We start from the raw sequence: 26,213 nt of genomic DNA, 5'->3' as shown, positions 1-26,213 counted from the left end.
TTGCTGTGAGCCCGGCCACCTGGTCGTGGCGGCGACGTGAAGCACTATGGGCGGGTGGAAAAAGTACGCCTCCTCGTCGTGGACGACGACCCGCCGATTGCCGATCTCGTCGCGACCGTCGCCCGTTACGAGGGCTGGGACGCGGTCACCGCGAACTCCGGTGAGGAGGCGCTGAGGCTGGCCGGCGAGTTCCACCCGGACATCGTGGTGCTCGACCTGATGCTCCCGGACGTGGACGGCTTCGGCGTCCTGGACCGGCTGCGGCGCTCGGGCACGATGGTGCCTGTGGTGTTCCTGACCGCGCGGGACGGGGTGGCCGACCGGGTGGCCGGGCTGACCCGGGGCGGCGACGACTACCTGGTCAAGCCGTTCGCGGTGGAGGAGCTGATGGCCCGGCTGCGGACCGTGCTGCGGCGCAGCGCGGGTCCGGGCTTCCAGCGGTCGGTCCTGCGGGTCGCGGACCTGACGATGGACGAGGACACCCGCGAGGTCCGCCGCGGCGACCGGCTGTTCACCCTCACCCCCACCGAGTACGAGGTGCTGCGCTTCCTGATGCGCAAGTCGCCGACCGTGATGACCAAGGCGCAGATCCTCGACCATGTGTGGGAGTACGGCTTCGGGGGCCGCTCGAACGTCGTGGAGCTGGTCGTCAGCCGGCTGCGCCGCAAGCTGGACGACACGGGCGAACCGCTGATCCAGACGGTACGGGGCTTCGGTTACGTCATCCGGCAGGCGGCGGAGTGATCGGGCGGCTGCGGCGGGCGTACCGCGGAATGCGGCTGGGCACCCGGCTGGCGCTCGGCCTGGGCGCGCTGGCCCTGGTGGTGTTCGCCGTGGTCGGCACGGCCCTGACGACGTACATGCGGGACTACCTGTCGGCGCAGCTCGACGACCAGCTGGGCCTCGCCCAGGTCGCCCAGTCCAAGTCCATCGCGGAGAACGGCACGCTCCAGGGCAAGAAGTACTACCGCTGGTACTACGCCGTGTACGACGTCTCGGGCGGTACGGCCGTGCTGCGCAAGCCCGAGGACAGCGGCGACCTGCCCACGGACATCGCCCCGCTGACCTCCCTGGCCAGGGCGCAGGCGGCCACGGAGAACGAGATGCTGCGCACCGCGCACATCACCGGCGAGGGCGAGTACCGGCTGCGGGCCTGCGAGGTCGAGCCCGGGGTGGTGCTGGTCAGCGGCGCTCCGACGGACGACATCGACGACACGGTACGACGGCTGATCACGGTCCAGGTCGTCGCCTTCGGGCTGGCCCTGCTCGCGCTGGTGGTGTTCGGCCGGCGAATGCTGCGCCGGGGCCTGAACCCGCTGAGCGACATGACCCACACCGCGCACGGCATCGCCTCGCACGACCTGACCGAGTCCGCGGCCCGGCTCCCGCTGCGCGCCGACGAGCGGGGCGGCGGGCCCGAGGTCGAGGAGCTGCGCACGGCCTTCAACACCATGCTGGAGCACATCGACAGCTCCCTCGCGGTCCGCGCGGAGGCCGAGCAGCGCCTGCGCCGCTTCGTCGCGGACGCCTCGCACGAGCTCCGTACCCCTCTGATGTCGGTACGGGGCTACGCGGACCTCTTCCAGTACGCCGCCGCCAACGCCCCCGAGGAACGGGACAAGCACCTGGCCCGGCTGCGTGCCGAGGCCGCGCGCATGGGCGTACTCCTGGACGACCTGCTGCTGCTCGCCCGCCTGGACGCGGCGGAGGTGGACGCGCCGCTGCGCCTCCAGGACGCGGACCTGGTGGAGCTGGCCGGGGAGGCGGCCGCCGCCTTCCGCGCGAGCCACCCGGACCGCCCGCTGACGGTCACACCCGGCCCGGCCGCGCTGAAGCTGCGCGTCGACCCGCACCGCGTCCGCCAGGTCCTGGACAACCTGCTGACCAACGCGGCCGTGCACACGCCGGCCGGTACGCCGGTGTCGCTGACGGTCACCCAGGAGGGCACCTCGGCCGTGGTGCGCGTCGAGGACGCCGGCCCCGGCATCCCGCCCGCCGACCGCGAACGCGTCTTCGACCGCTTCTACCGCGTGGACAAGGCCCGGAGCCGGGACCGGGGTGGCAGCGGGCTGGGGCTGGCGGTGGCGAGTTCGCTGATCGGCGCGCACGGGGGGACGATCGAGCTGAGCAGCGAGCCGGGGGCGACGGTGTTCACGGTGACGCTGCCGCTGTAGGGCGTGCGTGGAGCCCCGGTCACGAGTTCAGTGCTATGTCACATATCACTGGGCCTCGCCCCGGCTCACGGCAGCGGCTGCTCCGTCCAGATCACCTTGCCCTCAGGCGTGTACCGCGTCCCCCACCGCTCCGTCAGCTGGGCGACCAGGAACAGGCCCCGGCCGCCCTCGTCCTCGTTGCGGGCGCGGCGCAGGCGCGGGGAGGTGGCGGAGCCGTCGGAGACCTCGCAGATCAGGGCGCGGTCGCGGAGCAGGCGGAGCTGGACGGGGCCGGTGGCGTGGCGGATGGCGTTGGTGACGAGTTCGCTGGCGACCAGTTCGGTGGTGAAGGCCAGGTCGTCCAGGCCCCAGGCGGCGAGCTGTGCGGTGACCATGGTGCGGGCGCGGGAGACGACCGCCGGGTCGCTGGGCAGGTCCCACTGGGCGACCTGGTCCGGGCCGAGGACATGGGTGCGGGCGACGAGCAGCGCCACGTCGTCGGCCGGGCGGGCGGGCAGCAGCGCGTCGAGGACCGCCTCGCAGGTGTCCTCCGGGGCCCGGCCGGAGACGGCGAGGACGGTCCGCAGCCGGTCGAGTCCGTCGTCGATGTCCCGTACCCGGTCCTCCACCAACCCGTCGGTGTAGAGCACCAGTTGGCTGCCCTCGGCCAGCTCCAGCTCGACCGTCTCGAAGGGCATCCCGCCGAGGCCGAGCGGCGGTCCGGAGGGCAGGTCGACGAACTCGACGGTGCCGTCGGGCGCGACGACCGCGGGCAGCGGGTGCCCGGCGCGGGTGAGGGTGCAGCGCCGGGACACCGGATCGTAGACGGCGTACAGGCAGGTCGCGCCGACGATGCCGGAGTCGGCCTGGTTGCTGTCCACCGCCCAGCCCTCGCCCCGGTCGAGGCGGCCGACCAGGTCGTCGAGGTGGGTGAGGAGGTCGTCCGGGGGCAGGTCGAGGGAGCAGAAGTTGTGCACGGCGGTGCGCAGCCGGCCCATGGTGGCGGCGGCGTGCAACCCGTGTCCGACCACGTCCCCGACGACCAGTGCGACCCGGGCGCCGGACAGCGGGATCACGTCGAACCAGTCGCCGCCCACCCCGGCCTGCGCCGGCAGATAGCGGTAGGCGGCCTCGACCGCGTTCTGCTCCGCACGTCCCTTGGGCAGCAGGCTGCGTTGCAGGGCGAGGGCGGTGTTGTGTTCGCGGGTGTAGCGGCGGGCGTTGTCGATGCAGATCGCGGCGCGGCCCACCAGCTCCTGGGCGAGGGAGAGGTCGTCCTCCTCGAAGGGGGCGGGCTTCTCGGAACGGTAGAAGCTGACGACGCCGAGCGTGGTGCCGCGGGCCCGCAGCGGCACGGTGATCAGGGAGTGGACACCGGCGTCGAGGGTCCGTTCCAGCCGCGCCGGATCCTGCGCCCGCCACCCACCGGCCTCGGCCAGCACCGGCTCCAGCACGGACCGCCGCGCCTCCAGACCGCGCGCCTGGGGCGTGGTCGCCACGTACTGCACGGAGTCACCGACACCCCACAGATGCGAATCCTCGTGTACGGCGCCCAACGCGACCCGGCGCAACGGGGTTTCCGGCCCGAGCGGCCCCGGCTCCTCTCCGCGCAGCACCGCGTCGGGCAGGTCCACGGCGACGAAGTCCGCGAACCGGGCGACGCTCACCTCGGTCAACTCCTCGGCGGTACGCGTCACATCGAGCGTGGTCCCGATCCGCACCCCGGCATCGTGCAACAACTCCAGCCGCCGCCGCGCCAGCACGGCCAGCCGCCCGACCCCGGGCTCACCGACGAGCAACAGCCGACTCTCGTCCCCACCGAGGACATCGCCGACGGTTTCGGGGGGTTGGGGGGCGTGCGGCGGGGGCGGGACGACGGCCCGTACGACGAAGGGGGTTGCGGGGTGGGCGGCGGACGCGGGAGCGGGGGGCGGGGTGTCGACGGCAGCGGAACCAGGACCGACGGGAGCCGCGGCGACGGCAGCGGGGGCGGGTCCGGAGGGAGCCGACGGGACGCCGGCGGGGGCGAGGCCCGAGGGACCTGGGACAACCGCCGCCGGTGCGGAACCCGACGGAGCCGGGGCAACCGCGGAGGAGGCGGAACCGGAGGGAGCCGCGGCGACCGCCGCCGGTGCGGGTCCGGGCGGTGTCACGGAGACCGGCGCCGATGCAGGGCCGCCCGACAGGCCCGCCCCGGCCGCCGCTTCTTCCCCGACCACCGGCGCCGTCCCCGGCCTTCCGAGACCCCGTACCCTCGGTCCGCCCAGGATCCGTGCCTCGACCGCGACCCCCGACTCCCCTGCCGCGCCCATCACCTGACGGCGCAACAGGGTCGCCACCCGGCCACCCGGCAGAGCGACCTCGTCGAGGGTGCGGGTCGGGGAGGCGATCAGCTCCTCCGCCCGCTCCCGCAGCACCGCCAGGTCGATGCGCCCGAGTTCGCCGCCCTCACGCCCGTCGGGCTGCCGCCGCCCGGCCGGCTCCTGTCCGGCCCGCCGGTACGCGGCGAGCAGCGCCCGCTCCCGTTCCGTGGCCTGTTCCAGGATCCGCGCCTCGATCCGGTGCGCGGCCTCGCGGACCAGCCGCACCATCGCGGGGTCGCCGTCGTCGCGCAGACAGGTCAGGTCGAGCACGGCCTCGATGCGGCCGCTGAGCGGATTCCGCACCGGCGCGCCCGCACAGGCGAACGGCGACAGACAGTCGGCGAAGTGCTCCCGCCCGACGACGTACACGGGCCCGCGTTCGGCGAGCGCGGTGCCGACCCCGTTGGTGCCGACGACGGCCTCGGACGCGTCGAACCCCGGCGCGAAGCTCACCGCGTCGAGCCGGTCGAGGAGCCGCAGGTCCGCACCGAGCCGCCGGATCATCCGCCCCCGCGCGTCGCACAGCGCGATCGCCATGCCCACCTCGGCCAGCGAGGCGGCCAGCTCCCGCAGCACCGGATCGGCGGCGGTCAGGAAGCCGTCCTCGAGCGTCAGGTCCGGGGCATAGGGGACCAGCAGCTGATTCGGCTGGAGCCCGGCCGTGCGGCACCGCTTCCAGGACTCCAGTACCGAGCCACGGACATCCGCCTCGACCCGCGCACCGGCCAGAAAACGCTCATGGGCATCGACGAGCCCGCCGATGTCGTCCCAGGCGACGGACAACACGATCACTTCCCTCACCTGGAGCCGGCCCGGTCGCACGCCGCCACTCGACTGTCCCCGGCGCGGCTCCAAGCGTTTTCACCCTAGACCCGCCGTGACCCACACCACAACATCGAACACCTGTGGGGCTCCGACCTGCTCGACCCCGTTCGACGCACGCCCTCCGCCTCCTTCCGCACCCTTCCCAAAGATCCCGGCGGGGATCTATGTTACCGGTAACATAGATCCCTCGGCCGCCCGGAGAAGCCCCGATGACCCGACCGCACCACCTGCGCGTCCCCGCCCCCTCCGCGCCACCGCTCACCGGCCACCTCCCCTTCGCCGACGCCCCCGGCGTCCCCGACCCGATCGGGGTGACCAGCCGCTGGCTCACCCGCGGCGGCCGCCCCTGGTTCCCGGTCTCGGGCGAGTTCCACTACTCCCGCTTCCCGGCCGCCCGATGGGCGGAGGAACTGCTGAAGATGAAGGCGGCCGGAGTGACGGCGGTCGCGAGCTACGTCATCTGGATCCACCACGAGGAGACCGAGGGCCGTATCCGCTTCGACGGCGACCTCGACCTGCGCCGCTTCGCCGAACTCTGCGCCCGCCACGGCCTGGACTTCATCCCCCGCATCGGCCCCTGGGCCCACGCGGAGGTACGCAACGGCGGCTTCCCCGACTGGCTGCTGGCCCGCGACTGCACGCCCCGCACCGACGACCCCGCCTACCTCGCGCCCGTACGCACCTGGTTCGCGGCGATCGCCGAACAGCTCACCGGCCTCGACCGCGCCCACGGCGGCCCGATCGTCGCGATCCAGATCGAGAACGAGCTCTACGACCAGCCCGGCCATCTCCTCACCCTGAAGCGGATGGCGCAGGAGGCCGGGTTGAGCGCGCCCTTGTGGACGTCGACCGCGTGGGGCGGGGTCCGACTCCCGCCCGACGAACTGCTTCCGCTCTACGGCGGCTACACCGAGACGTTCTGGACCGAGGCGGACGGCGGCTGGCCCGACACCTGCCGCAAGCACTTCTTCTTCACCCACCAGCGGGACGACGAGGGCATCGGCGTGGATCTGCGGCCGACCACCGTGCGGGGCGGCGAGCCGGACGCCTTCGCGGACCGATTCCCTTGGGCCACCTGCGAGTTGGGCGGCGGGATGGCGGTCTCCTACCATCGGCGGCCGCGGGTGGAGGCCGCCGACATCGGGGCGCTCGGGCTGACGAAGATCGGCTGCGGGTCGGTGTGGCAGGGGTTCTACATGTTCCACGGCGGCACGAATCCGCGGGGCGGGCTGACCACGCTCCAGGAGTCGCACGCCACGGGCTGTCCCAACGACCTGCCTGTCCTGACGTACGACTTCCAGGCCCCGCTCGGCGAACATGGTCAGTACCGGCCCTCGTACCACGAACTCCGGTTGCAGCACCTGCTGTTGGCGGAGTACGGCCATGTCGTCGCGCCGATGGAGTCCGTCCTGCCCGAGCGGCAGCCGGACGGGCAGGGCGACCGGGAGACCCTGCGCTGGGCCGTGCGCTCCGACGGCACCTCGGGCTTCCTGTTCGTCAACAACCACCAGCCGCACGAGCCTCTGCCGGACCATCCGGCGACGTCGTTCACCATCGAACTGCCGGGTGCGGGTGGGGTGTTGAGCCTGCCGAGTTCTCCTGTCACCGTGCCGGCCGGTGCCTACTTCTGCTGGCCGCTGCGGCTCGATGTCGCGGGGCTGCGGCTGGAGTGGGCCACGGCTCAGCCCGTCTGCACGGTGGACGTGGACGGGCGGACCGTGCTGGTGCTGGCGGCCGCCGACGGTATCGATCCCGAACTGGCCCTGGATGAGCGGACGTTGACGTCGGTCACGGCGCCCACCGGGGAGGTCGGTCGCGCCGACGGCCGGGTCCTGGTCACCGGGCTGCGGCCCGGTACCGACGCGCTCGTCGAGGTCGGGACCGCGGACGGCGGGCGGGTCGGGCTGCTGGTGCTGGACGCGGCGACGGCACGCACGCTGTACCGGGGCGAGGCGTGGGGTGCCGAGCGGCTGGTGCTGTGCGCGGACGGTGTGGTCTTCGACCACGACGAGGTACGTGTGCACAGCCGCGCCGAGCGACCGTCGTTCGCCGTATGGCCCGCCCCGGAGCGGGAGTTGGCGGGGGCTGTGGCGGAGCGGGCGGACGGCGTCTTCCAGCGCTACACGGTCGAGGCCGACGGGATCGGCACGGTTCCGAAGGCGCGGGTGGAGCTCACTCGGGCTGCCGGGGCGGCGCCGGTGGCTGTGACCGGGGTGCTCGGGCGAGCCAGTGCGCCGGGCGACAAGGTCTTCGACACGGTGGCTGCGGAGTACCGGGTGGAGGTGCCGGAGGGGTTGCCGGACGGGGCGGTGTTGCGGGTGCGCTGGACCGGGGACGTGGCTCGGGCGTACGTGGGGGATGTGCTGGTTGCGGATCAGTTCTACTCGGGGCGGGTGTGGGACATCGGGCTTGGTGGGGTGCGGGGGGCTTCGCTGTTGCTGCGGGTGGTGCCGCTTGCGGGGGATGCGGCGGTGTATCTGCCGGAGGGGTTTCGGGAGGCGGCGGGGGTGGCGGCTGTGGTGGATGTCGAGTTGATCGTTGCGGGGAGTTGGGCGGTCCGATGAGGGTGCGGCGGTAGGCCGTGGGGGGCTGCGGGTGCGTTGTGGCTGGTCGCGCAGTTCCCCGCGCCCCTTTGGGGCGCGTTGTTCGGCCGTTGCTCAGAATGCCCCGTCCCTTGAGACTCGGCAGCTGGGCCTCGGCATATGCTGTGGGCCCCGCCACGACCCACCCAGGAAGCCGCTCCACCATGACCGCCACTCCCGCCGACGACCCCGCCCCCAGAGCGCGCCGCCGTCGGAATTTCGCGGGGGCCCGGCCCGTCATGGACGACGTGGCGCGGCTGGCCGGAGTCTCCAAGCAGACCGTCTCCAGGGTGCTCAACGATCACCCCTCCGTACGACCCGAAACCCGCGAAGCGGTCACCGTGGCCATGGCCTCGCTCGGGTATCGGCCCAGTCGTAGTGCGCGTTCGCTGGCCAGTGGGCGGACTCGGATGCTCGGGGTCATCTCCTTCGATGCCGCCCGGTACGGGCCCGCCTCCGTGCTGACCGCGATCAACACCGCTGCCCAGGACGCCGGTTACCTGGTCAGTTCCATCGCGCTGGACACGGCCGAGCAGGACACGGTGGTACGGGCGGTGGAGCGGCTGTCGGCCGAGGGGGCCGACGGGGTGATCGCGATCGCCCCGCAGCGCTGGGTGGGCCGGGCGCTCGCGGACGCGCGGCTCGACGCACCGCTGGTGGTGCTGGAGAACGACGTCGAGGGTGGGCCGTCCGTCGTCACCGCCGACTCGCGCACCGGCGCCCGCCTGGCCACCGGGCATCTGCTGGACCTCGGGCACCGCACCGTGCACCACATCGCCGGGCCGGCCGGCTGGACCTCCGCCGACCAGCGGCTGGCGAGCTGGCGGGAGACCCTTGCGGGGGCCGGTGCCGGGGTTCCGGACCCTCTCTTCGGTGACTGGAGCGCCGGTTCCGGGTACGGACTCGGCCGGGACCTGGCCCGCCGCCCGGACGTCACCGCGGTGTTCGCCTCCAACGACCAGATGGCCCTCGGCGTGCTGCACGCCTTCCACGAGGCCGGCCGCTCGGTGCCGGGCGAGGTCAGCGTCGTCGGCTACGACGACATCCCCGAGGCGGCGCATCTGCTGCCGCCGCTGACCACCGTGCGCACCGACTTCGCCGAGATCGGCGCGCGCTCGCTACGGCTCCTGCTCAACCTCGTGGAGGGCCACGACGAGCCGACACCGGTCGAGCCGCTCGTGCCGGTGGAGCTGGTGGTGCGCCGCAGCAGCGGGCCGGCGCCGAAGAACTGAGTCCCCGAGTCCGGCCGCCCGGAGCCGTACGCGCCATTGAATGATGCATTCAGCATCTCTAGCATCAACCGGTGGATACATTCACCCGCGGCACTCTCGGCTCAGGAGAATCCATGTCCCCAGCCAGACGTCCATGGCGGCTCACGGTCGCCGCCCTGCTGCTGACCGCCGGCCTCACCGTCCCCACCATGACCTCGGCGACGGCCGCCACGGCCACCGAGCCCCAGGTGTGGCCGACTCCCCGGCACATCGACACGAGACCCGGCCAACTGGCCATTCCCGAAAGGGTGGTTGAGGTCGTCGGCCCGAAGACCGATCCCTCCGCCCGCCACCTCGTCGAGTCCGTCCTCCGCTCCGCCGGAGCCACCCGCATCACCCGCGTGGACGCCGGCGAGCGCCCCCCGAAGGCCGACCTCACGGTCTACGTCGGCGGCCCCACGGAAAATCCGGCCACCGCCGGTGTGTTGAAATCCCTGCACGCCAAATCTCCGGCAGGCCTCCCCTCCGGCGGCTATGTCCTGGCGTCGGGCCACCGACTCCTCGCCCTGTCCGGCATCGACACCACCGGCACCTTCTACGCGGCCCAGACCCTGCGCCAACTGGTCACGCGACAAGGCCGGTTGCCGCAGGTCACCGTGCGCGACTGGCCCACCGCCGCCCTGCGCGGAGTCGTCGAGGGCTTCTACGGCACCCCGTGGACCCACGCCGAACGCCTCTCCCAGCTGGACTTCTACGGCCGTACGAAGCAGAACGTCTACGTCTACTCCCCGAAGGACGACCCCTACCTCCGCGCCCAGTGGCGCGACGAGTACCCGGCCGCCCAGCTGGCGCAGTTGACGGAGCTGGTCGACCGGGCCGACGCCAACCACGTCCGCTTCACCTACGCCCTCTCCCCCGGCCTCTCCGTCTGCTACTCCTCCGCGTCCGACATCGCGGCCCTCACCCGCAAGTTCGCCTCGCTGTACGACATCGGCGTGCGGTCGTTCGCGATCCCGCTGGACGACATCAGCTACACCAAGTGGAACTGCGAGGAGGACAAGGCGAGGTTCGGCACGGGCGGGGGCGCGGCCGGCGCCGCTCAGGCGTATCTGCTCAACCAGGTGTGGCAGGACCTCTCGGCCGATCACACCGGCCTCCAGCCCCTGGAGATGGTGCCCACCGAGTACTCCGACCTCGCCGACTCCCCGTACAAGAAGGCCCTGCGCGAGCAGTTGGACCCGTCGGTGGTCGTGGAGTGGACCGGCGTCGGTGTGATCGCGCCGACCATCACCACCGAGCAGGTGAAGCAGGCCCGCGCGGTGTACGGCCACCCGATCCTGGTCTGGGACAACTACCCGGTGAACGACTACGTCACCAGCCGCCTCCTGCTCGGGCCCTACACCGGCCGCGAGCCCGGAGTCGCGTCCGCCGCGACCGGTGTGACAGCCAACCCGATGGTCCAGGGCGAGGCCAGCCGTATCGCCCTGTTCACCTCGGCCGCGTACCTCTGGAACCCGGCCGCCTACGACCCCCGCACCGCCTTCCTCGCCTCCGTCCGCGATCTGGCGGGCCCCGCGGCGGCCAAGTGGCTCCGCGTCTTCGCCGAGAACAACTACTCCTCCCAGCTCGACCCGACCGAGTCCCCCACGCTCACGAAGCTCATCGCGGACTTCCGGAAGGCGTACGACGACGGCAGCGGCCTCGATCGCGCCTCCGCCGCGCTGTCCGCGTACTTCACCGACATGGCGGCGACACCGGAGCAGTTGCGCGCCCGCCTCTCCAACCCGGGCTTCCTGACGGAGACTTCGGCCTGGCTCGACAAGCTCGGCCGCTACGGCACCGCCGGTCGGACCGCCGTGGACCTGTTGCTGGCGAACAAGAAGGGCGACGCCGACGCGGTCACGACGTACTGGGCCCAACTCCAGTCGGAGCGCAAGGAATTGGACGCCATCCCGCAACAGGTCTCACCCGGCGTGATGGACCAGTTCCTCTACCGGACCCTCCTCGACACGGCCCCCGACCCGGGCGTCGACGCCTCCTTCACCCCGGCCTCCCTGACCCTCAAGCCGGGCGCGACCGACCAGCTCACCCTCGACCTCTCCGACGAACGCTCCACCACGGCCCGCACGGTGAGCTGGAAGCTGGACGCCCCCGAAGGCATCACCGCCACCCCGGCAGAGGGCACGGTCACGGTCCCCGCCGGCGGCAAAGCCTCCGCGACCATCACGGTCACCGCCGGGGACGACACCACCGCCCCCCACTCCCTGGTCCTCTCCGGCACCGGCATCCTCACCCGAGCGATCCCGGTCCGGATCGCCGACGGCACCGACACCCCGCATGCCCTGACCGCCAACTTCAGTGGTGCGTCGGTCAGTTCGATCGACCTGACGTCGGGCAGGAGCACGGACATCGCCGTGGGCGCCAACCCCGGCGAGGTGGTCGCCGACCCGGACGGCCGCACGGCCTACGCCGCCAACCAGGGCTCCAACACGGTCAGCGTCATCGACGTGACCACCGACAAGGTCACCGCCACGGTCCCCGTGGGCCAGGTCCCGGCCGGTCTGGCCCTCACGCCGGACGGCCGCACCCTCTGGGTCGCCAACTACACGGACGGCACGGTCCAGCCGGTGGACACGGGCACGTTGCGGGCCGGAACACCGGTGGCGGTCGGCTCGGGCCCGGAGAACATGGCGATCACACCGGACGGCAAGACCCTCTACGTGGCCAACATCCACGACAACACGGTCTCCCCCGTAGACCTGTCAACGGCCACCGCGGGCAAGGCGATCCCGGTCGGCCCGAACCCCTTCAACGTGGTCGCGTCCCCCGACGGCAAGACGGTCTACGTCTCCAACTCCGGCGGCTCCACGATCACCCCGATCAACACCACGACGAACGCCACGGAGCCGACCTACCTGGTCACCGGCCAGGCATACGGCCTGGCACTCTCCCCCGACGGCCGCACCCTGTGGACAAGCCCGAGCAACGGCAACACGGTGACCCCGGTCGACACCGTAACGGGAGCCCCGGGCAACCCGATCACCGTCGGCCGCTCGGCTTTCGACATAGCCCTGAACTGGAACGGCACAACGGCCTACGTAACGACGGCAGACGAAAATGAACTTGTACCCATCGATGTGGCGAGCGGGGCGACAGGCACACCCTTCCCAACGGGCGCCTATCCACTGGCGGCGACCCTAACCCCCTGAGGGGCGCGGGGAACTGCGCGACCAGCCCCCACCGACCGAAAGCCAAAAGCGGCTCTACCAACGGAGTTAACTCGCGGTACGTCGAATCCGCCCGGCGTACCGCTTCTCCAGTTCCAGATTCCCCTCGAACCCACCAGGCACATTGGCGGAGACATAGACCGGCGGACGCTCACCGACATCGAGCAGCAACCTGGACGCCTCGGCCACCACCATCTGCACCAACATCACCCCCGTCAACGTCGACAACGCGCACACCGCACCCCCACCCGGCAGCTCAAGCACCGCATCCCCCCGAGGCGCCCGATTGTCGAGCACCACGTCGGCAAGATCCGCCAGCTTCTTCCCGCTCGCATGCCCCGCAGGCACGGCCCGCGTATGGCTGACGGAGGTGATGGCCAGCACCCGATGCCCCCGCTCCTTCGCCCGCAGCGCCGTCTCCACGATCACGCTGTTCACCCCGGAGTTCGAGATGATCACGAAGAGATCCTGCGGCCGGGGCTCGGCCAGCGAGTAGATCCGCTCGGCCACCCCCGCCTTGCGCTCGAGCAGCGGATCGTCGAGGACACTCGGGTCGTCACCGCCGTAAAGAACGAGATCGGCGATGCTCAGCCGATTGGTCGGCACCAACCCGCCCGCCCGGCCCGCGAGTTCGAGGACGATCGCCTGGGAGTGACCGGTGCCGAAGGCCTGGATGACGCCGTCGGCGCGGACGCAGTCCGCGATCAGTGCGGCGGCGCGCGTCACCTCGTCCCGCGCCGACTCGGTGATGTCCTGAAGGACGGCCAGGCTCTCGCGCGCGAAGCCCTCGGCGCTCACAGACGAGACGGACACGCGACACTCCCCACTGGTGGATTGAACCACCCCATCTGACTCCCTAGGTGAATCAATAAATCACACGCTCGATGCGGCGAGCAATGCGCGAACATCGCTCGTGTTTGTGGTCCTGGTATTCAATCCGCACTCCGAAGGGTGGCTGATACCTTCTCCTCATGCCCTCCACGGACGTCACCACACTGATCCGGACCGAGCTGCCCCGGCTGGCCGGCTCCCTGCGGAAGGTCGGCGAGCTGATCCTGGAGGATCCGGCCGCCGTCACCCACTGCTCGGCCGCCGAGCTGGGCCGCCGCACCGGCACCTCGCAGGCCACGGTGACCCGCTTCTGCCGGGCCATCGGCCTCGACTCCTACCAGCATCTGCTGATCGAGCTGGCCCAGGAGCGCGGCCGCGGCGAGGTCTCCGACTGGGGTTCCGCCGAGATCGGCCCGGACATCTCGCCGGACGACAGCCTGGAGCGGGTCGTGCAGGTAGTCGGCAGCGCCGACCTGCGGGCGATCCAGCAGACGATCGACCGTATCGACCTGGACGCCCTGGAGCGCGCGGCGCAGACGCTGGCGAAGGCACGCCGTATCGACGTGTACGGCGTCGGCGGCTCCGGCGCGGTGGCGCAGGAGACGGAGACCCGGCTGTTCCGCATCGGCTGCCAGGTCCGCGGCTGGACCGAGGTGCACGGCGCGGCCACCTCCGCGGCGCTGCTCACCCCGGCCGACGTGGCGATCGGCATCTCGCACTCCGGTGCCACCCGCGAGACCCTCGAACCCTTCGAGATGGCCAAGGAGCGGGGCGCCACCACCATCGCCATCACCACGGACCCGCGCTCCCCGCTGGCCAAGGCCGCCGACATCCGGCTCATCTCGGCCACCTCGGAGACCAGCTTCCGCACCGGCAGCATCGGCGGCCGCCACTCCGTCCTGATGATCGTGGACTGCCTCTACGTCCGGGTCGGCCAGGTCGCCTACCAGCGGGCCAGCGCCTCCCTCGCGCTGACCGACCACATCACCCCGCAGCACGCCGTGAAGGCCCGCCGGGCGAGGTGATCTCGGCCGGTGTTGCATGGATGAACCACCGAGGAAACGTGAAGATGGTTGATTGAACCATCCGGGCGATGCCAGGATGGGGCTCCGCCGAGCATCCTCGTAGGAGACCCATGCGCGTCATCTCTGCCGAGTCGACCGAGCTCTTCGTCGGAACCGCGGAGCGTCCGCTCCAGGTGGTGGCCGCCGAGATCGAGCACCTCCCGGGCCGTACGGTCCTGCTGACCGCGGAGGGCCCGGGCGTCACCGGGGACACGGTCGTCACCACCGGCGACGACGGCACCGTGCGCGCCGAGATACCCGTGGGTGTCGAGGGTCTCGCCCCCGGCGACCGGCGCCAAGTCACACTCACGGCCGTCGACGGGGACCAGGTCACCCGGCACACGCTCGACTTCACGGCCGACGAGCCCGGCTGGACCATGTTCATGGTCAGCCACTTCCACTACGACCCCGTCTGGTGGAACACCCAGGGCGCCTACACCGAGACCTGGGACGTCGCCGACGACCCGGCCACGACCGGTCTGCCGGCCCGCACCTTCGACTCGCGCGGCCAGTCCGGGATGAGCCTGGTGCGCGCCCACTGCGATCTGGCCCGGCGCGATCCGGCCTACACCTTCGTGCTCGCGGAGGTCGACTACCTCAAGCCGTACTGGGACGCCTTCCCCGAGGAGCGCGCCTTTCTGCGCGAGCTGATGCGCACCGGCCGCATCGAGATCATGGGCGGCACCTACAACGAGCCCAACACCAACCTCACCGGCGCCGAGGCGACCGTACGCAACGCGCTGTACGGCGACGGGTTCCAGCGCGGGATCATGGGCGGATCGCCGGAAACCGCCTGGCAGTTGGACGCGTTCGGGCACGACCCGCAGTTCCCGGGGCTGATGGCGGACGCGGGGGTCAGCTCCAGTTCGTGGGCGCGGGGTCCCTTCCACCAGTGGGGGCCGACCCTCTCGGTCTTCGGCGAGGAACCGCGCGATCCCCAACGCATGCAGTTCCCGGCCGAGTTCAGCTGGATCGCCCCCTCCGGGCGCGGGCTGCTGACCGCCTACATGGTCAACCACTACGGCGCCGGCTGGGCGATCGACAACGCACCCACCCTCCCCGAGGCGGAGGCCGCCGCCCTCAAGCTCTTCAGGGGCCTCAAGAAGGTCGCACTCACCCGCAACGTCCTCCTCCCGGTCGGCGGCGACTACGCGCCCCCGTGCCGCTGGGTGATGGACATCCACCGGGACTGGAACGCCCGTTACCTCTGGCCGCGCTTCATCAGCGCCGTCCCGAGGGACTTCTTCGCCGCCGTACGGGGGCAGTTGGAGTCCGAGGGCCGCAAGGCCTCCCCGCAGACGCGGGACATGAACCCGGTCTACACGGGCAAGGACGTCTCCTACATCGACACCAAGCAGGCCCAGCGGTACGGCGAGACACTCCTCGCCGACGCCGAGGCCTGGGCGACGCTGGCCTCCCTGGTCACCGGGCACCCGTACCCGGACGCGGCCCTCGACAAGGCCTGGCGCCAACTGATCTACGGCGCCCACCACGACGCCATCACAGGCTCCGAGTCGGACCAGGTCTACATCGACCTGATGACCGGTTGGCGCGAGCTCCACGACCTGGCCCGGACGGTCCACGCGGACGCCACCCAGGCCCTCGCCGACCATGTGACGCCCGGCGACGGTCCCGACCTGGTGGTCTTCAACTCCGCGACCTGGGAACGCCGGGACGTCCTGACGGTCGACGACCCCGGCCTCGCACCTCTCGGCCTGCCCGCCGTGCGCGAGGACGGCCAACTGCACGTCGTGGTACCGGAGTTGCCCGGCATGGGCCTCAAAGCCCTCCCCCTCACCGAGGGTTCGGCCCCCGAGTGGGCCCCCGGCGAAGGCCTGACCATCCGCAACCAGTTCTACGAGGTGACGGTCGACCCGACCCGCGGCGGCGGAGTCAGCAGCCTGCGCGCGCTCACCGAGGGCGGCCGGGAGCTGCTGCGCCCCGGCGACATCGGCAACGAACTGGTCGTACAGGAGGAGTACCCGAGGCACCCGCGCTTCGGCGAGGGTCCCTGGCACCTCACGCCCACCGGCACCACGGCCGCCCGCAGCCGTGACGTGCGCGCCGACATCGATGTCGAGCACTCCCCGGCCGGCTCCCGCATCACCGTCCGCGCCGACCTCGGCCTCTTCCGCTACACGCAGCGCCTCACCCTCTGGACCGGCGTCCCGCGCGTCGACGCGACCACCACCATCGACGGGTACGACGGCGCGGACCGCCTGATCCGGGTCCGCTGGCCCTCCGACGTGCAGGGCGGGCTGCCGGTGCACGAGGTAGCGGACGCGGTGATCGGGCGCGGCTTCGGGTTCGCGGACGTGGACAGCGAGCAGTTCCCGTGGACGCTGGACAACCCGGCCAACACGTGGTTCGGCCTCGGATCGACGGCACGGGTCGAACTGCGGGACTCCGAAGGGGCGTTGATCGGCCGCCGGTCAATCGGTGTCGCCGAGCTGGTGTACCCCTCCTGGCACGAGGCCGGCGAACTCGGAACCCCGCTTGCGGCCGCCCTCGTCCGCACCGGCGTAACCGCCACCTCGACCATCGCCGGCGGACCGCGCTACGGCGACCTCGAGGTCGACTCCAACCTCCCCGACATCCGTGTCGCCGTCGGCGGCCCCGACCGCAACTCCGTGGTCGCCGAGGCGCTCGGCATGGACCCGGCCGCCGGGCGCGAGCTCCAGCGCCAACTGGCCGAGGAGGGCGTGGCGTCGGTGTGGGTCGCGCCGCGCGCCGGGCTGCGCGAGGAGTGGGTGCCCGGGGCCGACCTGCGCGACCTGGAGCGGCTGCCGCTGCTGGTGGTCGCGGGCGCCGACGCCGAGGGCGACGCGAAGGCGGTCGACGCGCTGATCGCCGACCTGGACGACGCGGTCGTCCGGGCCACGGCGGCGGGCGGCGGCGAGGCCCTCCCGCCGGGCGACGCCTGGGACGGCCGCGGCTTCGCCGTCCTCAACCGGGGCACCCCGGGCTGCGTGGTCACCTCCTCCGGCGACCTCTACATGTCCCTGATGCGCTCCTGCACCGGCTGGCCGTCCGGCATCTGGGTCGACCCACCCCGCCGCACGGCCCCCGACGGCTCGGCGTTCCAGCTCCAACGCTGGTCCCACACCTTCGAGTACGCGGTGGTGGCGGGCGAGGGCGACTGGCGGGAACAGCAACTCCCGCGCATCGGGCACGAGTTCAACCACCCCCTGACGGCGCGGGTGCGCGGCACGGTCGCCGAAGAAGCCACCCTCCCCCGGGAGTTGCCCCTGCTCACCCTCGAACCGGCCGGCGAGGTCCTCCTCGACGCCCTGAAGCCGACCGGCTCACCGCTCGCCCGCGGAAGCGTGGCGGCCGCGGACCCGGGGCGCGGTGTCGTCGTACGCATGCACGAGGTGAACGGGCGTCCGGTACGGGCACGGATCCGCGGCCCGAAGGACTGGGTGCGCGGCGCCCGTGCGGACGTACTGGAAACCCCCGGCGAGGCACTCGCCCCCGACGGACAGGGCGCACTCGACGTCGGCCTGACCGGCTTCGAGGTGGCGACGATCCTGGCCACCCCGCCGGAGGCCACCAGGCCGCCCTCCTACGCCCCGGGGGTCGCCGCCCACGAGCCCGCCCAGCCGGTCCACACCCGCTACTGGCTGCACAACTCCGGCCCCGCACCCCGAGGCAACATGCCCGTGGCCGCGTACCTCTCCCCGACGACAGTCACCACCTCGGACGGCCCGGTCACGGCGACACTCCGGGTCGCCTCGGAACTGACCGACGCCTCCGCCACCGGCACGGTCACGATCGAGGCCCCACCCGGCTGGACCGCCACCCCCGCCGAACTGCCGTACGCCCTCAGCCCGAACGGTTTCACCCTCGCCGAAATCACGGTCACCCCACCGCCCGACCCCACCCCCGGCCGCCACTGGCTGTCGGCCCGCCTGTCGTACGAGGGCCAGACCTTCGAGGACGTCGCGGCCCTGGACGTCCCGGGCACACCGCCCGGACCGACTCTCCTGGCCGATCTGGGAGTCGAGTGCATCTCCATCCACCGAGGCGAACGGACCAGGATCCCGGTAACCCTCACCAACACCACCCGGGGCCCCATCAACGGCACCCTGTGGGCGGTCTCCTCCTGGGGCACCTGGCCGGGAGTCACCCCGTCCTCCCAGGGCTTCACCGTGCCACCGGACGCCGAGCTGGAGTCCTACATCGACGTCGACGCCAACACCGTACCCCCGGGCTCGTACTGGCTCATGGCCAAAACCGCCTGGAACGGCCGAGTCGCCTACACGAGGGCCATACAGCTGGAGGTGGCCCCGTGACGGAACCCGCGGCCGTGGTACAAGGCACCCCCATTCCCAAGGAGCGCGTGGACGCCTTCTTGAGGAACGTTCGGGAGATGCCGGTAAGGGGCGCGGGGAACTGCGCGACAAGCCCCCACACAGCCGCACCCGCCGAACAACCCCACGAGCCACCCCCTTCGGCGTCCAGAACCCGCGCCGAAAGACAACGCCGCCGCTGGGCAACACAGGTAGTCGTAGCCGACGAACTCGCAAGACGAGCCTGCGCGGACCGCAACCTGCCACCCCCACCGGAGGTGTCCCTCGCCGTCGCCGAAACAGACGTAGCCGACCTCGGCAGCATCGTCGCCGCAGCCCTCGCCCACTCCCCCGCGGCCCGCACCCTCCTGGCCGACCTGGAGTCCAGACAGACCGTCCCGGAAGACGCCGTACGCGACTACTACGACCGCAACCGGGACCGCTATCTCACCCCGGACGCCCTCCGCCGCGGCATCGACCCCTTCGGCAGGACCGCCCCCGAGGACTTCGTGCCGTACGACCGGGCCCGCGAGCCCATCACACGCGAACTGCAACGCGCCGCAGGCCGCCGCGCGTTCTTCGCCTGGTTCGACCGCGCCCGGGCCGACGTCGAGTACGCCGCCGGCCATGAACACCCCGGCGACCCCGGCCACCCGGACCACGAACACCGGCACTGAATCAGCGAACCGATCCCGCACGTAAACGCGCGTTGATCACCGCCGGAACCGAAACGCAACACGGCAACCCATTGACCTCCGATGAATTCTGGTCCACCTTTTCATCAATCGGAGTCGAAGTTGGTTGATTGAACCAGCCCCTTCGGCTGGTCCCAGGAGGGTGGACATGCGCGCTGGAAGACTGACCGCATCCGTGGCGGGAATCATCGCCCTGACGCTGACGGCCGCGGGCTGCGGCCTGTCCGGCGGTGGATCCGACAGCGGTGGCGCCGCCGCCGGGGGCTGCAAGGTCGACAAGGGCAACGTCGGTTCGGGGAAGCTGACCGGTGAGGTCAAGGGCAACATCACCTTCCAGACCACCAACCTGAAGAAGGACTTCGGGGACTTCTTCAACGGGGTGATCAAGGCCTTCGAGAAGGCCCACCCCGGCACCAAGGTCAAGTGGATCGACGACCCGGGCGACAACACCTTCACCAGCCGGACCGTCGCCGACGCCCAGGCCTGCACGATGGCCGACGTCATCAACGTCAACGCGCCGACGGCGACCGCCCTCACCAAGGCCGGCTACCTGCTCGACCTCGGCACCAAGGACCCGGACGCCTCAAAGCCCTTCGTGCCGTCGTTCTGGAAGACCGCCACCTTCGCCGACGCCTCGGGCAAGGCGATCCACACCACGCTGCCCTGGTACACCGGCGGCGTCCTGCTGACGTACAACAAGGATCTGCTGGAGAAGGCCGGCGTCGACCCGGCGAAGCCGCCGACCAGCATCTTCGGGCTCTTCGCCGACTACGAGAAGGTCGCCAAGGCGGCCGACGGCAAGTACTTCGCGACGATGGCCAACCCGATCTGGCGCATCCCCGCCGACTTCGACCAGATGGGCATCAAGGTGCTCTCCACCGACGGCAAGTCCGCCGTCTTCGGCGACGACCCGCGCACCACGCAGTGGGTGGCGTGGATGGCGAAGCTGTACAAGGAGGGCGCGATGCCGAAGGACTCGCTGTCCTCCAGCAACGACCCGTCCACGCTCTACAGCCAGGGCAAGGTGGCCTACGGTTCGACGAACCCGAGCTTCGTGCGGTTCGTGAAGCAGAACAGCCCCTCGGTCTACGCCAAGACGGCCGTCGGCCAGCAGCCCTACGACGCGCTCGGCGTCGCCTCCGCCGGCGCCCCGCAGTACATCTCGGTCGCCGCGACCAGCAAGCACGCGCCGGTGGCGCTGTCGTTCGCGGAGTTCCTCACCAACGCCGAGAACCAGACGGCCTGGTGCAAGGACCCCAACGTGGTGATCTTCCCGACCACCACCGAGTCCCTTGACGACCCGTTCTTCCAGAACGTCACCGGCAGCGACCCGTTCTCCCAGGCCCGCAAGCTCGTCGCCGACCAGCTCAAGACGGCCTCCACCAACCAGACCAACCTCTCCCCGGCGGTGCAGAACGCCATCGTGGCCCAGGTGCAGCTGGCCATGCAGGGCAAGAAGAGCGCGGCGGACGCCGTGAAGGACGCCCAGGAGAAGGCGAACGAGCTGCTGAAGCAGGGCAGCTGACAGTGACGGCACAGATCCTGAAGCCGACGTCCGGCGCGGAGTCCCAGACCTCCGCGCCGGGCCCGGCCCCGTCCGCCTCCCGCCTCCGCCGCCTCGCCAGGGCCGTGCTGCCCGGCCCCGCTCCCGGGGCCAACGGAGCGGCCATGTACCGCCGTTGGTGGCTGCCGTGGCTGTGGACCGCGCCCGCGATCGTGTGCGCGGTGGTCTTCGGGGTGTTCCCGTTCCTCAACACGGTCATCCTGTCGTTCACCAACGCCAAACCCCTTGGCGGCGCCGCGAGTTTCGTCGGACTCGACAACTACACGCGGATGTTCCAGGACGACGACTTCTGGCTCGCCACCCGCAACAGCATCCTGTACGCGGTGATCGTGGTGCCGCTGATGGTGCTGCTGCCGCTGGTGCTGGCCGTCCTGGTGGAGAAGAACCTGCCCGGCATCGGCTTCTTCCGATCCGCCTTCTACACACCGGTGTTGGCCTCCAGTGTCGTCGTCGGTCTGAGCTGGCAGTGGCTGCTCGCCGACGACGGACTGGTCAACACCTGGCTGGAGAAAGCCCACTTGATCAAGTCGGCGATCCCCTTCCTCTCCGACTCCTGGCTGATCCTGCTCTCCGCGATGGGCCTGACCCTGTGGAAGGGCCTCGGCTGGTACATGGTCTTCTACCTGGCCGCCCTCGGGAACGTGCCCAAGGAACTGCACGAGGCCGCGCAGATGGACGGCGCCGGTGCCGTGCGCCGCTTCTGGCACATCACGGTCCCCGGCGTCCGGCAGGCCATGATGCTGGTCGGCACCCTCACCGGCATCGGCTCGCTCAGGGTCTTCACCGAGATCTACATGCTCGGCAGCTCCACCGGCGGCCCCGGCGGCGCCGACCGCACCCTGCCCTTCTACATCCGGGACGTCGGCCTGGACCCGATCACCGGCAACGCGGGATACGGCTCGGCCGTCAGCGTGGCCCTGTTCGCGCTGACGCTGGGGCTGACCCTGCTGGCGCAGCGTCTGACCAAGGAGGACGAGTCATGACGACGACCGTCGTCGAGGCCACCGTCGAGACCAAGCGCCGTCGCCTGATGCCGCGTTGGCGTGACTACGGCCGCCCGCGCGAGCTGGTCGTCCGCTATCTGCTCCTCTTCCTGGTGCTCGGCCTCACCGTGGGCCCGCTGCTGTGGCAGCTGCTGGCCTCCCTGAAGGGCACGAGCGAGGACGTCTTCGGCTCGAACGCCACCCTGCTGCCGCGCCACCCAACGCTGCGCGCCTACCGGACGGTCTTCGACCAGGTGCCGGTGTGGTCGTACATCAAGAACAGCCTGATCGTGGTCGCCCTGTCGATCACCAGCCAGCTGGTCTTCTCCACCACGGCCGGCTACATGCTCTCCAAGCCCGCCTGGAAGGGCCGCAAGGCGGTCTGGGTGGTGCTGGTCGCCTCGATGATGTTCCCCTTCGAGTCGATCATGGTGTCGCTGTTCATCAGCATCCGCGACCTGGGCCTGGTCGACAGCCTGGCCGGCGTCTGGCTGCCCGGCTTCGTCGGCGCCATCAACGTCCTGCTCATGCGCGGCGCGTTCCTCGCGGTCCCGCGCGAGATCGAGGACTCGGCGATGCTGGACGGCGCGAACGAGTGGCAGCGCTTCAAGTACCTGTATCTGCCGTCCGCTTGGGGCGCCATCATGGTGGTCGTCATCAACACGTTCATCAGCGCCTGGGACGACTTCCTCTGGCCGCTGATCGTGCTGCGCTCCGAGAGCCACATGACGCTGACGCTGGGTCTCTCACGCCTGCAGAGCTCTTCCTTCGGCTACGACCAGCGGATGGTCATGGCCGGTTCGGTGATCTCGGTGATCCCGGTGCTGGTGCTGTTCGTGATCACCCAGCGCTGGTTCTACAAGGGCGTCTCGTCGGGCGCCGTAAAGCTGTAACCCTCCGCGGCGAGCGCCTCCTCGGCCGACGCGGCGACCCTGATCTCGACGGTGCCGCCGAGGCCTTCGAGGGGCAGGGAAACCGTACGGCGCTCGCCCGGAGCCAGGCCGACACCCTCGAACGCACACAGTTCGAGGGTGCGCGGCCAGGTGGGGGTGATCAGGCGGCGCAGGTACACCTGGACGACCGAACGCCCGTACCGGGAGCCGGTGTTGGTGACGTCGACGGTCACCGTCCGGTCGGCGAACCGAGGTTCGCCGTACTCGAAACTCGTGTACGACAGCCCGTGCCCGAAGGAGTACCGCGGCTCCGCACTCTCGTCGACGTAGCCGCCGTACTCGGTGTCCTTGTGGTTGTAGTAGACGGGGAGTTGGGCCGCCGAGCGCGGGACGGAGACGGACAGCCGGCCCGCCGGTTCCGCGAGTCCGAGCAGCACCTCGGCGATCGCGTCGCCGCCCCAGGGGCCGGGATACCAGGCCGTGAGCAGGGCGGGCGCGGTGTCCGGCACGACGTGCGGGCGCCCCTGGACCAGGACGACCGCGGTGGGCGTGCCCGTGGCCACGACGGCGTCCAGCAGCGCGTACTGGGCCGCCCCCAGCCGCAGTTGCGCAAGGTCGACGCCTTCACCGCAAGTCATCTCGGACACGGCTCCGCGTGCGGCCCCGTTGGCGTCGAAGTCGGTCTCGGGGGTACGTGCGCTGCTGCCGCCCAGCACCAGCACGGCGAGGTCGGAACCGGCGGCCTCGGCGATCGCCGCCGGTATGCCGGAGAGGTCCGCGCCGGTGAGGGCGCAGCCGGGGGCGTGGCGGATGTCGAGGTGGGGCGGGGCGAGCCGACGCAGGGCGTCGAGGACGCTGCTGCCGGTGCCGGGGCGCTGCGGGGCCGTGTAGTCGCCCGACTGGTGGGCGGTGGTGGCGGATTGGGGGCCGAGCACGGCGATCCGGGAGACGTTCGCGCCGATGGGCAGTACGCCGTCGTTGCGCAGGAGGGTCACGGCGGCGCGGGCGACCTCCTTGCTGAGCTCCGCGCCACCGGTCGGCGCGGGAGCCTTCGCGTCCCGCCGCTCGAACAGCCCCAGCCGGAACTTGAGTCGAAGCACCCGGCCGACGGCCGCGTCGAGGGTCGCCTCGCTCACCAGGCCGCGCTCGACCGCCTCCGCCAGATGTGTGAAGCCCTCGTCCCAAAGGCTCAGGTCCACACCGGAGTTGAGGGCGAGGGCGCCTGCGGAGACCTTGTCGCCGGTGATGCGGGCCAGCCGGTCCACGGCGAGGCCGTCCGCCATGACGAGCCCCTCGAACCCCCATTCATCTCTGAGGAGTTCGGTGAGGAGGGCGCGATTTCCCGAGCAGGGCATCCCGTCGACCTCGTTGTACGCGGCCATGACGGCGGCGGCGCCCGCGCGGACGCCGGCCCGGGCGGCGGGCAGGTGGATCTCGTGCAGCTCGCGCCAACCGAGCTCGGACTCGGCGGAGTTGCGGCCGCCGACGGTGGCGCCCTGGCCGGCGAAGTGCTTGAGGACGACGGGGGCCTTGTCGGCGGCGAAGTACTCGGCGGGGGTGCCCTGCATGCCGCGGACGAGGGCTTCGGTGAGCTCGGCGGCAAGGTGGGGGTCCTCGCCGAAGCACTCCTCGGTGCGGCCCCAGCGGGGATCGCGGGCGATGTCCAGTGCGGAGACGAGGGCGACGTGGCCGCCGCGGGCGCGGAGTTCGGCGGCGGCGTGGGCGGCGGCGCGCTCGTGCAGGCCGGGGTCCCAGGTGGCGCCCACGGCGAGGTTGACGGGGAGGACGGTGCCGTCCAGGGCCATGTGGCCGTGCGGGACCTCTTCGACGAACAACGCGGGGATCCCGAGCCGACTCCGCTCGACGACATGCCGCTGCACGAGCTCGGCGAGGGCGGCACTGTCGTGGGCACCGGGACCGTTTCCGTGGTCGACCCCGGACCAGGCGTCGGCACGCATGAGGCCGTAGAGGGCGCCCAGGCCTTCGAAGCGGTCGGTCTCTCGGCGGAGGGCGTCGGTGAGTTCGTAACCGCCGTCAGGGGTACGGCGGTAGGCGTCCCAGCCGTACATGCGCTGGTTGAGCTGACCGACCTTCTCGCGGAGGGTCATGCGGGCGAGGAGGTCGGCTACGCGGGTGGGGAGGGGGGTGGTGGGGTCGCGGTAGAGGGGGGTGGCGGTGGCGGCCGGGTGGGGGCCGGTGGTGGGGCCGGCGGGCACGTGGTCGAGGGGAGCGGGGACGGGACCGGCGGCCTCGTGGTGAGGGGGGCCGTCCTGGCTGGTGCGTTCGGCGCGGGCGGCCGCGGGGTCGGGGGTCGGCATGCGGCCGGTCCTTTCGTGTGTGACGGCAGTAGGGCGCCGGCAGGTGACGGTCAGGCGAGGAGGCGGGCCAGCGAGACGGCTCCGCGGCAGCCGTCGGCCACCCAGTCGAGGGTGAGGCCGAGGGGTTGGAGGCGGGCCGTGAGGCGGGTGGTCAGGGGGCCTTCGGGGCCGAGGAGGCCGCCCGTGGCGACGACGCGTTCACCGGGGCGCGGCTCCAACGCCCGTACGGCGGACGTCAGATGGTCGGCGGCCCGGTCGAGGATCGCCTCGGCGACGGGGTCCTTCTCCCGTGCGGCCTCGGCCACCAGCGGAGCGAACCGGGCGAGCCGGATCGGCACGTCCGCCATGACGACGGGGAGCAGATGCCGACGGTAGGCCTCCCGGTCACCCCGGGCCCAGCCGGAGACGCCGGTGCCGCCGCCCGACGAGTCGCCCGCCCCGGAACGGGCGTACGACTCGTCGGACCGCACGGGACTGGAACCGTCACTCTGCCTGCCACCTGAAGCACCACCCGGCAGAACCCCCTCCGGCACCCCCAGCCCCCTCCCCACCGTCTCCACCAGAACCGTCGGTCCTCCCCTCCCGTCGGCCATCCGCAACGCGGCCCGTACCGCCTCGCGGCCGATCCAGAAGCCGCTGCCGTCGTCGCCGAGGAGCCAGCCGTCGCCGTCGACCGTGGTCGTCGCGCGTCGGCCGGCGATCCGCATCGCGACCGCACCCGTGCCCGCGACCAGGGCGAGCCCGTCGGCCGGGGCGCCCGGCGCGGACGCGAACGCGGCCTCGATGTCGCTGCTGATGCCGAGCGCGTCGGTGGAGATGCCGAGCTGCCGGAGTGCGGCCCGGAGCGCGGTCAGCGCATTGAGCCGCCCCGGCTCGTCCTCCGCCGCCCCCGTCGCCCCCGCGAACCCCCCGGCCACGGCGACGACCCGACCCCGCGCACCTTCCGGCACCGCCCGCGCCACAGCCTCTGCAAGGTTCTCGGTGAGCCGGTCCAGCGGGACGGTGAGCGCATTGCCCGGACCGGCCGCCCCCTCCCCGACGACGAGCCCGTCCGCCGCGGCGGCGGCCAACACGGCCCGGGTCCGCGTCCCACCGGCGTCGATCCCGACGACCAGCGCAGCCGCGTCCCCGGCCCCGGACTCCGCATCCGGCACGACCCCACCGAAAGCTTGGTTCAAATCGCTATTCATTACCGACCATGGTGGTTGATAC

The 26,213-nt window shown here is 71.6% G+C and carries 15 protein-coding genes; 11 read left to right on the top strand and 4 right to left on the bottom strand.

The window, feature by feature from the left end:
• The first annotated feature begins 54 nt into the window (after positions 1 to 54).
• Positions 55 to 744 (top strand): response regulator transcription factor, encoded by a 690-nt coding sequence (locus ACQEWB_RS38145; protein WP_432839376.1) that lies wholly within the window; start codon positions 55 to 57, stop codon positions 742 to 744.
• Complete coding sequence (locus ACQEWB_RS38140; RefSeq protein ID WP_432839374.1) at positions 741 to 2,174, top strand: sensor histidine kinase; 1,434 nt, start codon at positions 741 to 743, stop codon at positions 2,172 to 2,174. Before ACQEWB_RS38145 ends, ACQEWB_RS38140 begins: the two co-directional genes overlap by 4 nt.
• 65 nt (positions 2,175 to 2,239) lie before the next feature.
• On the opposite strand, the gene ACQEWB_RS38135 is transcribed toward ACQEWB_RS38140, so the two are convergent.
• Positions 2,240 to 5,308 (bottom strand): SpoIIE family protein phosphatase, encoded by a 3,069-nt coding sequence (locus ACQEWB_RS38135; protein WP_432839372.1) that lies wholly within the window; start codon positions 5,306 to 5,308, stop codon positions 2,240 to 2,242.
• Positions 5,309 to 5,550: 242 nt separating this feature from the next.
• On the opposite strand from ACQEWB_RS38135, the gene ACQEWB_RS38130 reads away from it, so the two are divergent.
• From ACQEWB_RS38130 to ACQEWB_RS38120, 3 genes are all read left to right on the top strand, one after another.
• Positions 5,551 to 7,905 carry a beta-galactosidase gene (locus ACQEWB_RS38130; protein WP_432839370.1) on the top strand — a complete coding sequence of 785 codons (2,355 nt, stop codon included), beginning with the start codon at positions 5,551 to 5,553 and terminating at the stop codon, positions 7,903 to 7,905.
• A 182-nt stretch (positions 7,906 to 8,087) separates the two neighbouring features.
• Positions 8,088 to 9,155: a LacI family DNA-binding transcriptional regulator gene (locus ACQEWB_RS38125; protein ID WP_432839368.1), complete on the top strand. Its 1,068-nt coding sequence runs from the start codon at positions 8,088 to 8,090 to the stop codon at positions 9,153 to 9,155.
• Positions 9,156 to 9,268: 113 nt separating this feature from the next.
• Positions 9,269 to 12,343: a beta-N-acetylglucosaminidase domain-containing protein gene (locus ACQEWB_RS38120; RefSeq protein WP_432839366.1), complete on the top strand. Its 3,075-nt coding sequence runs from the start codon at positions 9,269 to 9,271 to the stop codon at positions 12,341 to 12,343.
• A 66-nt stretch (positions 12,344 to 12,409) separates the two neighbouring features.
• Here ACQEWB_RS38120 and ACQEWB_RS38115 read toward each other — a convergent pair whose 3' ends face one another.
• A complete protein-coding gene (locus ACQEWB_RS38115; protein WP_432839364.1) occupies positions 12,410 to 13,174 on the bottom strand; it encodes a sugar isomerase domain-containing protein in 765 nt (254 codons plus the stop codon).
• A gap of 158 nt (positions 13,175 to 13,332) precedes the next feature.
• Here ACQEWB_RS38115 and ACQEWB_RS38110 point away from each other — a divergent pair, with 158 nt between their 5' ends.
• The 6 genes from ACQEWB_RS38110 to ACQEWB_RS38085 all read left to right on the top strand — a co-directional run bounded on the left by ACQEWB_RS38110 (position 13,333) and on the right by ACQEWB_RS38085 (position 22,683).
• Positions 13,333 to 14,217, top strand: a complete 885-nt coding sequence (locus ACQEWB_RS38110; RefSeq protein ID WP_432839362.1) for a MurR/RpiR family transcriptional regulator — start codon at positions 13,333 to 13,335, stop codon at positions 14,215 to 14,217.
• Positions 14,218 to 14,327: 110 nt separating this feature from the next.
• Positions 14,328 to 18,551, top strand: a complete 4,224-nt coding sequence (locus tag ACQEWB_RS38105) for an NEW3 domain-containing protein (RefSeq protein ID WP_432839360.1) — start codon at positions 14,328 to 14,330, stop codon at positions 18,549 to 18,551.
• A 275-nt stretch (positions 18,552 to 18,826) separates the two neighbouring features.
• A complete protein-coding gene (locus ACQEWB_RS38100) occupies positions 18,827 to 19,225 on the top strand; it encodes a hypothetical protein (RefSeq protein ID WP_432839358.1) in 399 nt (132 codons plus the stop codon).
• A 166-nt stretch (positions 19,226 to 19,391) separates the two neighbouring features.
• Entirely contained in the window at positions 19,392 to 20,768 is a 1,377-nt protein-coding gene (locus ACQEWB_RS38095) for an extracellular solute-binding protein (protein ID WP_432839356.1), read from the top strand.
• A gap of 2 nt (positions 20,769 to 20,770) precedes the next feature.
• On the top strand, positions 20,771 to 21,790 hold the full coding sequence (locus ACQEWB_RS38090; RefSeq protein WP_432839354.1) for a carbohydrate ABC transporter permease: 1,020 nt from the start codon (positions 20,771 to 20,773) through the stop codon (positions 21,788 to 21,790).
• On the top strand, positions 21,787 to 22,683 hold the full coding sequence (locus ACQEWB_RS38085; RefSeq protein WP_432839352.1) for a carbohydrate ABC transporter permease: 897 nt from the start codon (positions 21,787 to 21,789) through the stop codon (positions 22,681 to 22,683). The genes ACQEWB_RS38090 and ACQEWB_RS38085 overlap by 4 nt, the downstream gene beginning before the upstream one ends.
• Here ACQEWB_RS38085 and ACQEWB_RS38080 read toward each other — a convergent pair.
• Together ACQEWB_RS38080 and ACQEWB_RS38075 are read right to left on the bottom strand one after the other, a co-directional pair.
• The gene (locus tag ACQEWB_RS38080) at positions 22,647 to 24,791 is read right to left on the bottom strand and encodes a glycoside hydrolase family 3 N-terminal domain-containing protein (protein ID WP_432844221.1); all 2,145 of its coding nucleotides are present in this window, start codon (positions 24,789 to 24,791) and stop codon (positions 22,647 to 22,649) included. The two genes, ACQEWB_RS38085 and ACQEWB_RS38080, sit on opposite strands and share 37 nt — an antisense overlap.
• A gap of 260 nt (positions 24,792 to 25,051) precedes the next feature.
• On the bottom strand, positions 25,052 to 26,155 hold the full coding sequence (locus tag ACQEWB_RS38075) for an N-acetylglucosamine kinase (RefSeq protein WP_432839350.1): 1,104 nt from the start codon (positions 26,153 to 26,155) through the stop codon (positions 25,052 to 25,054).
• Positions 26,156 to 26,213: the final 58 nt, after the last annotated feature.

It is taken from the genome of Streptomyces sp. CA-249302, assembly GCF_050936785.1.
Lineage (GTDB): Bacteria > Actinomycetota > Actinomycetes > Streptomycetales > Streptomycetaceae > Streptomyces.
The sequence above is the reverse complement of the archived record's forward strand: the minus strand, read 5'-3'. Positions and strand labels throughout refer to the sequence as shown.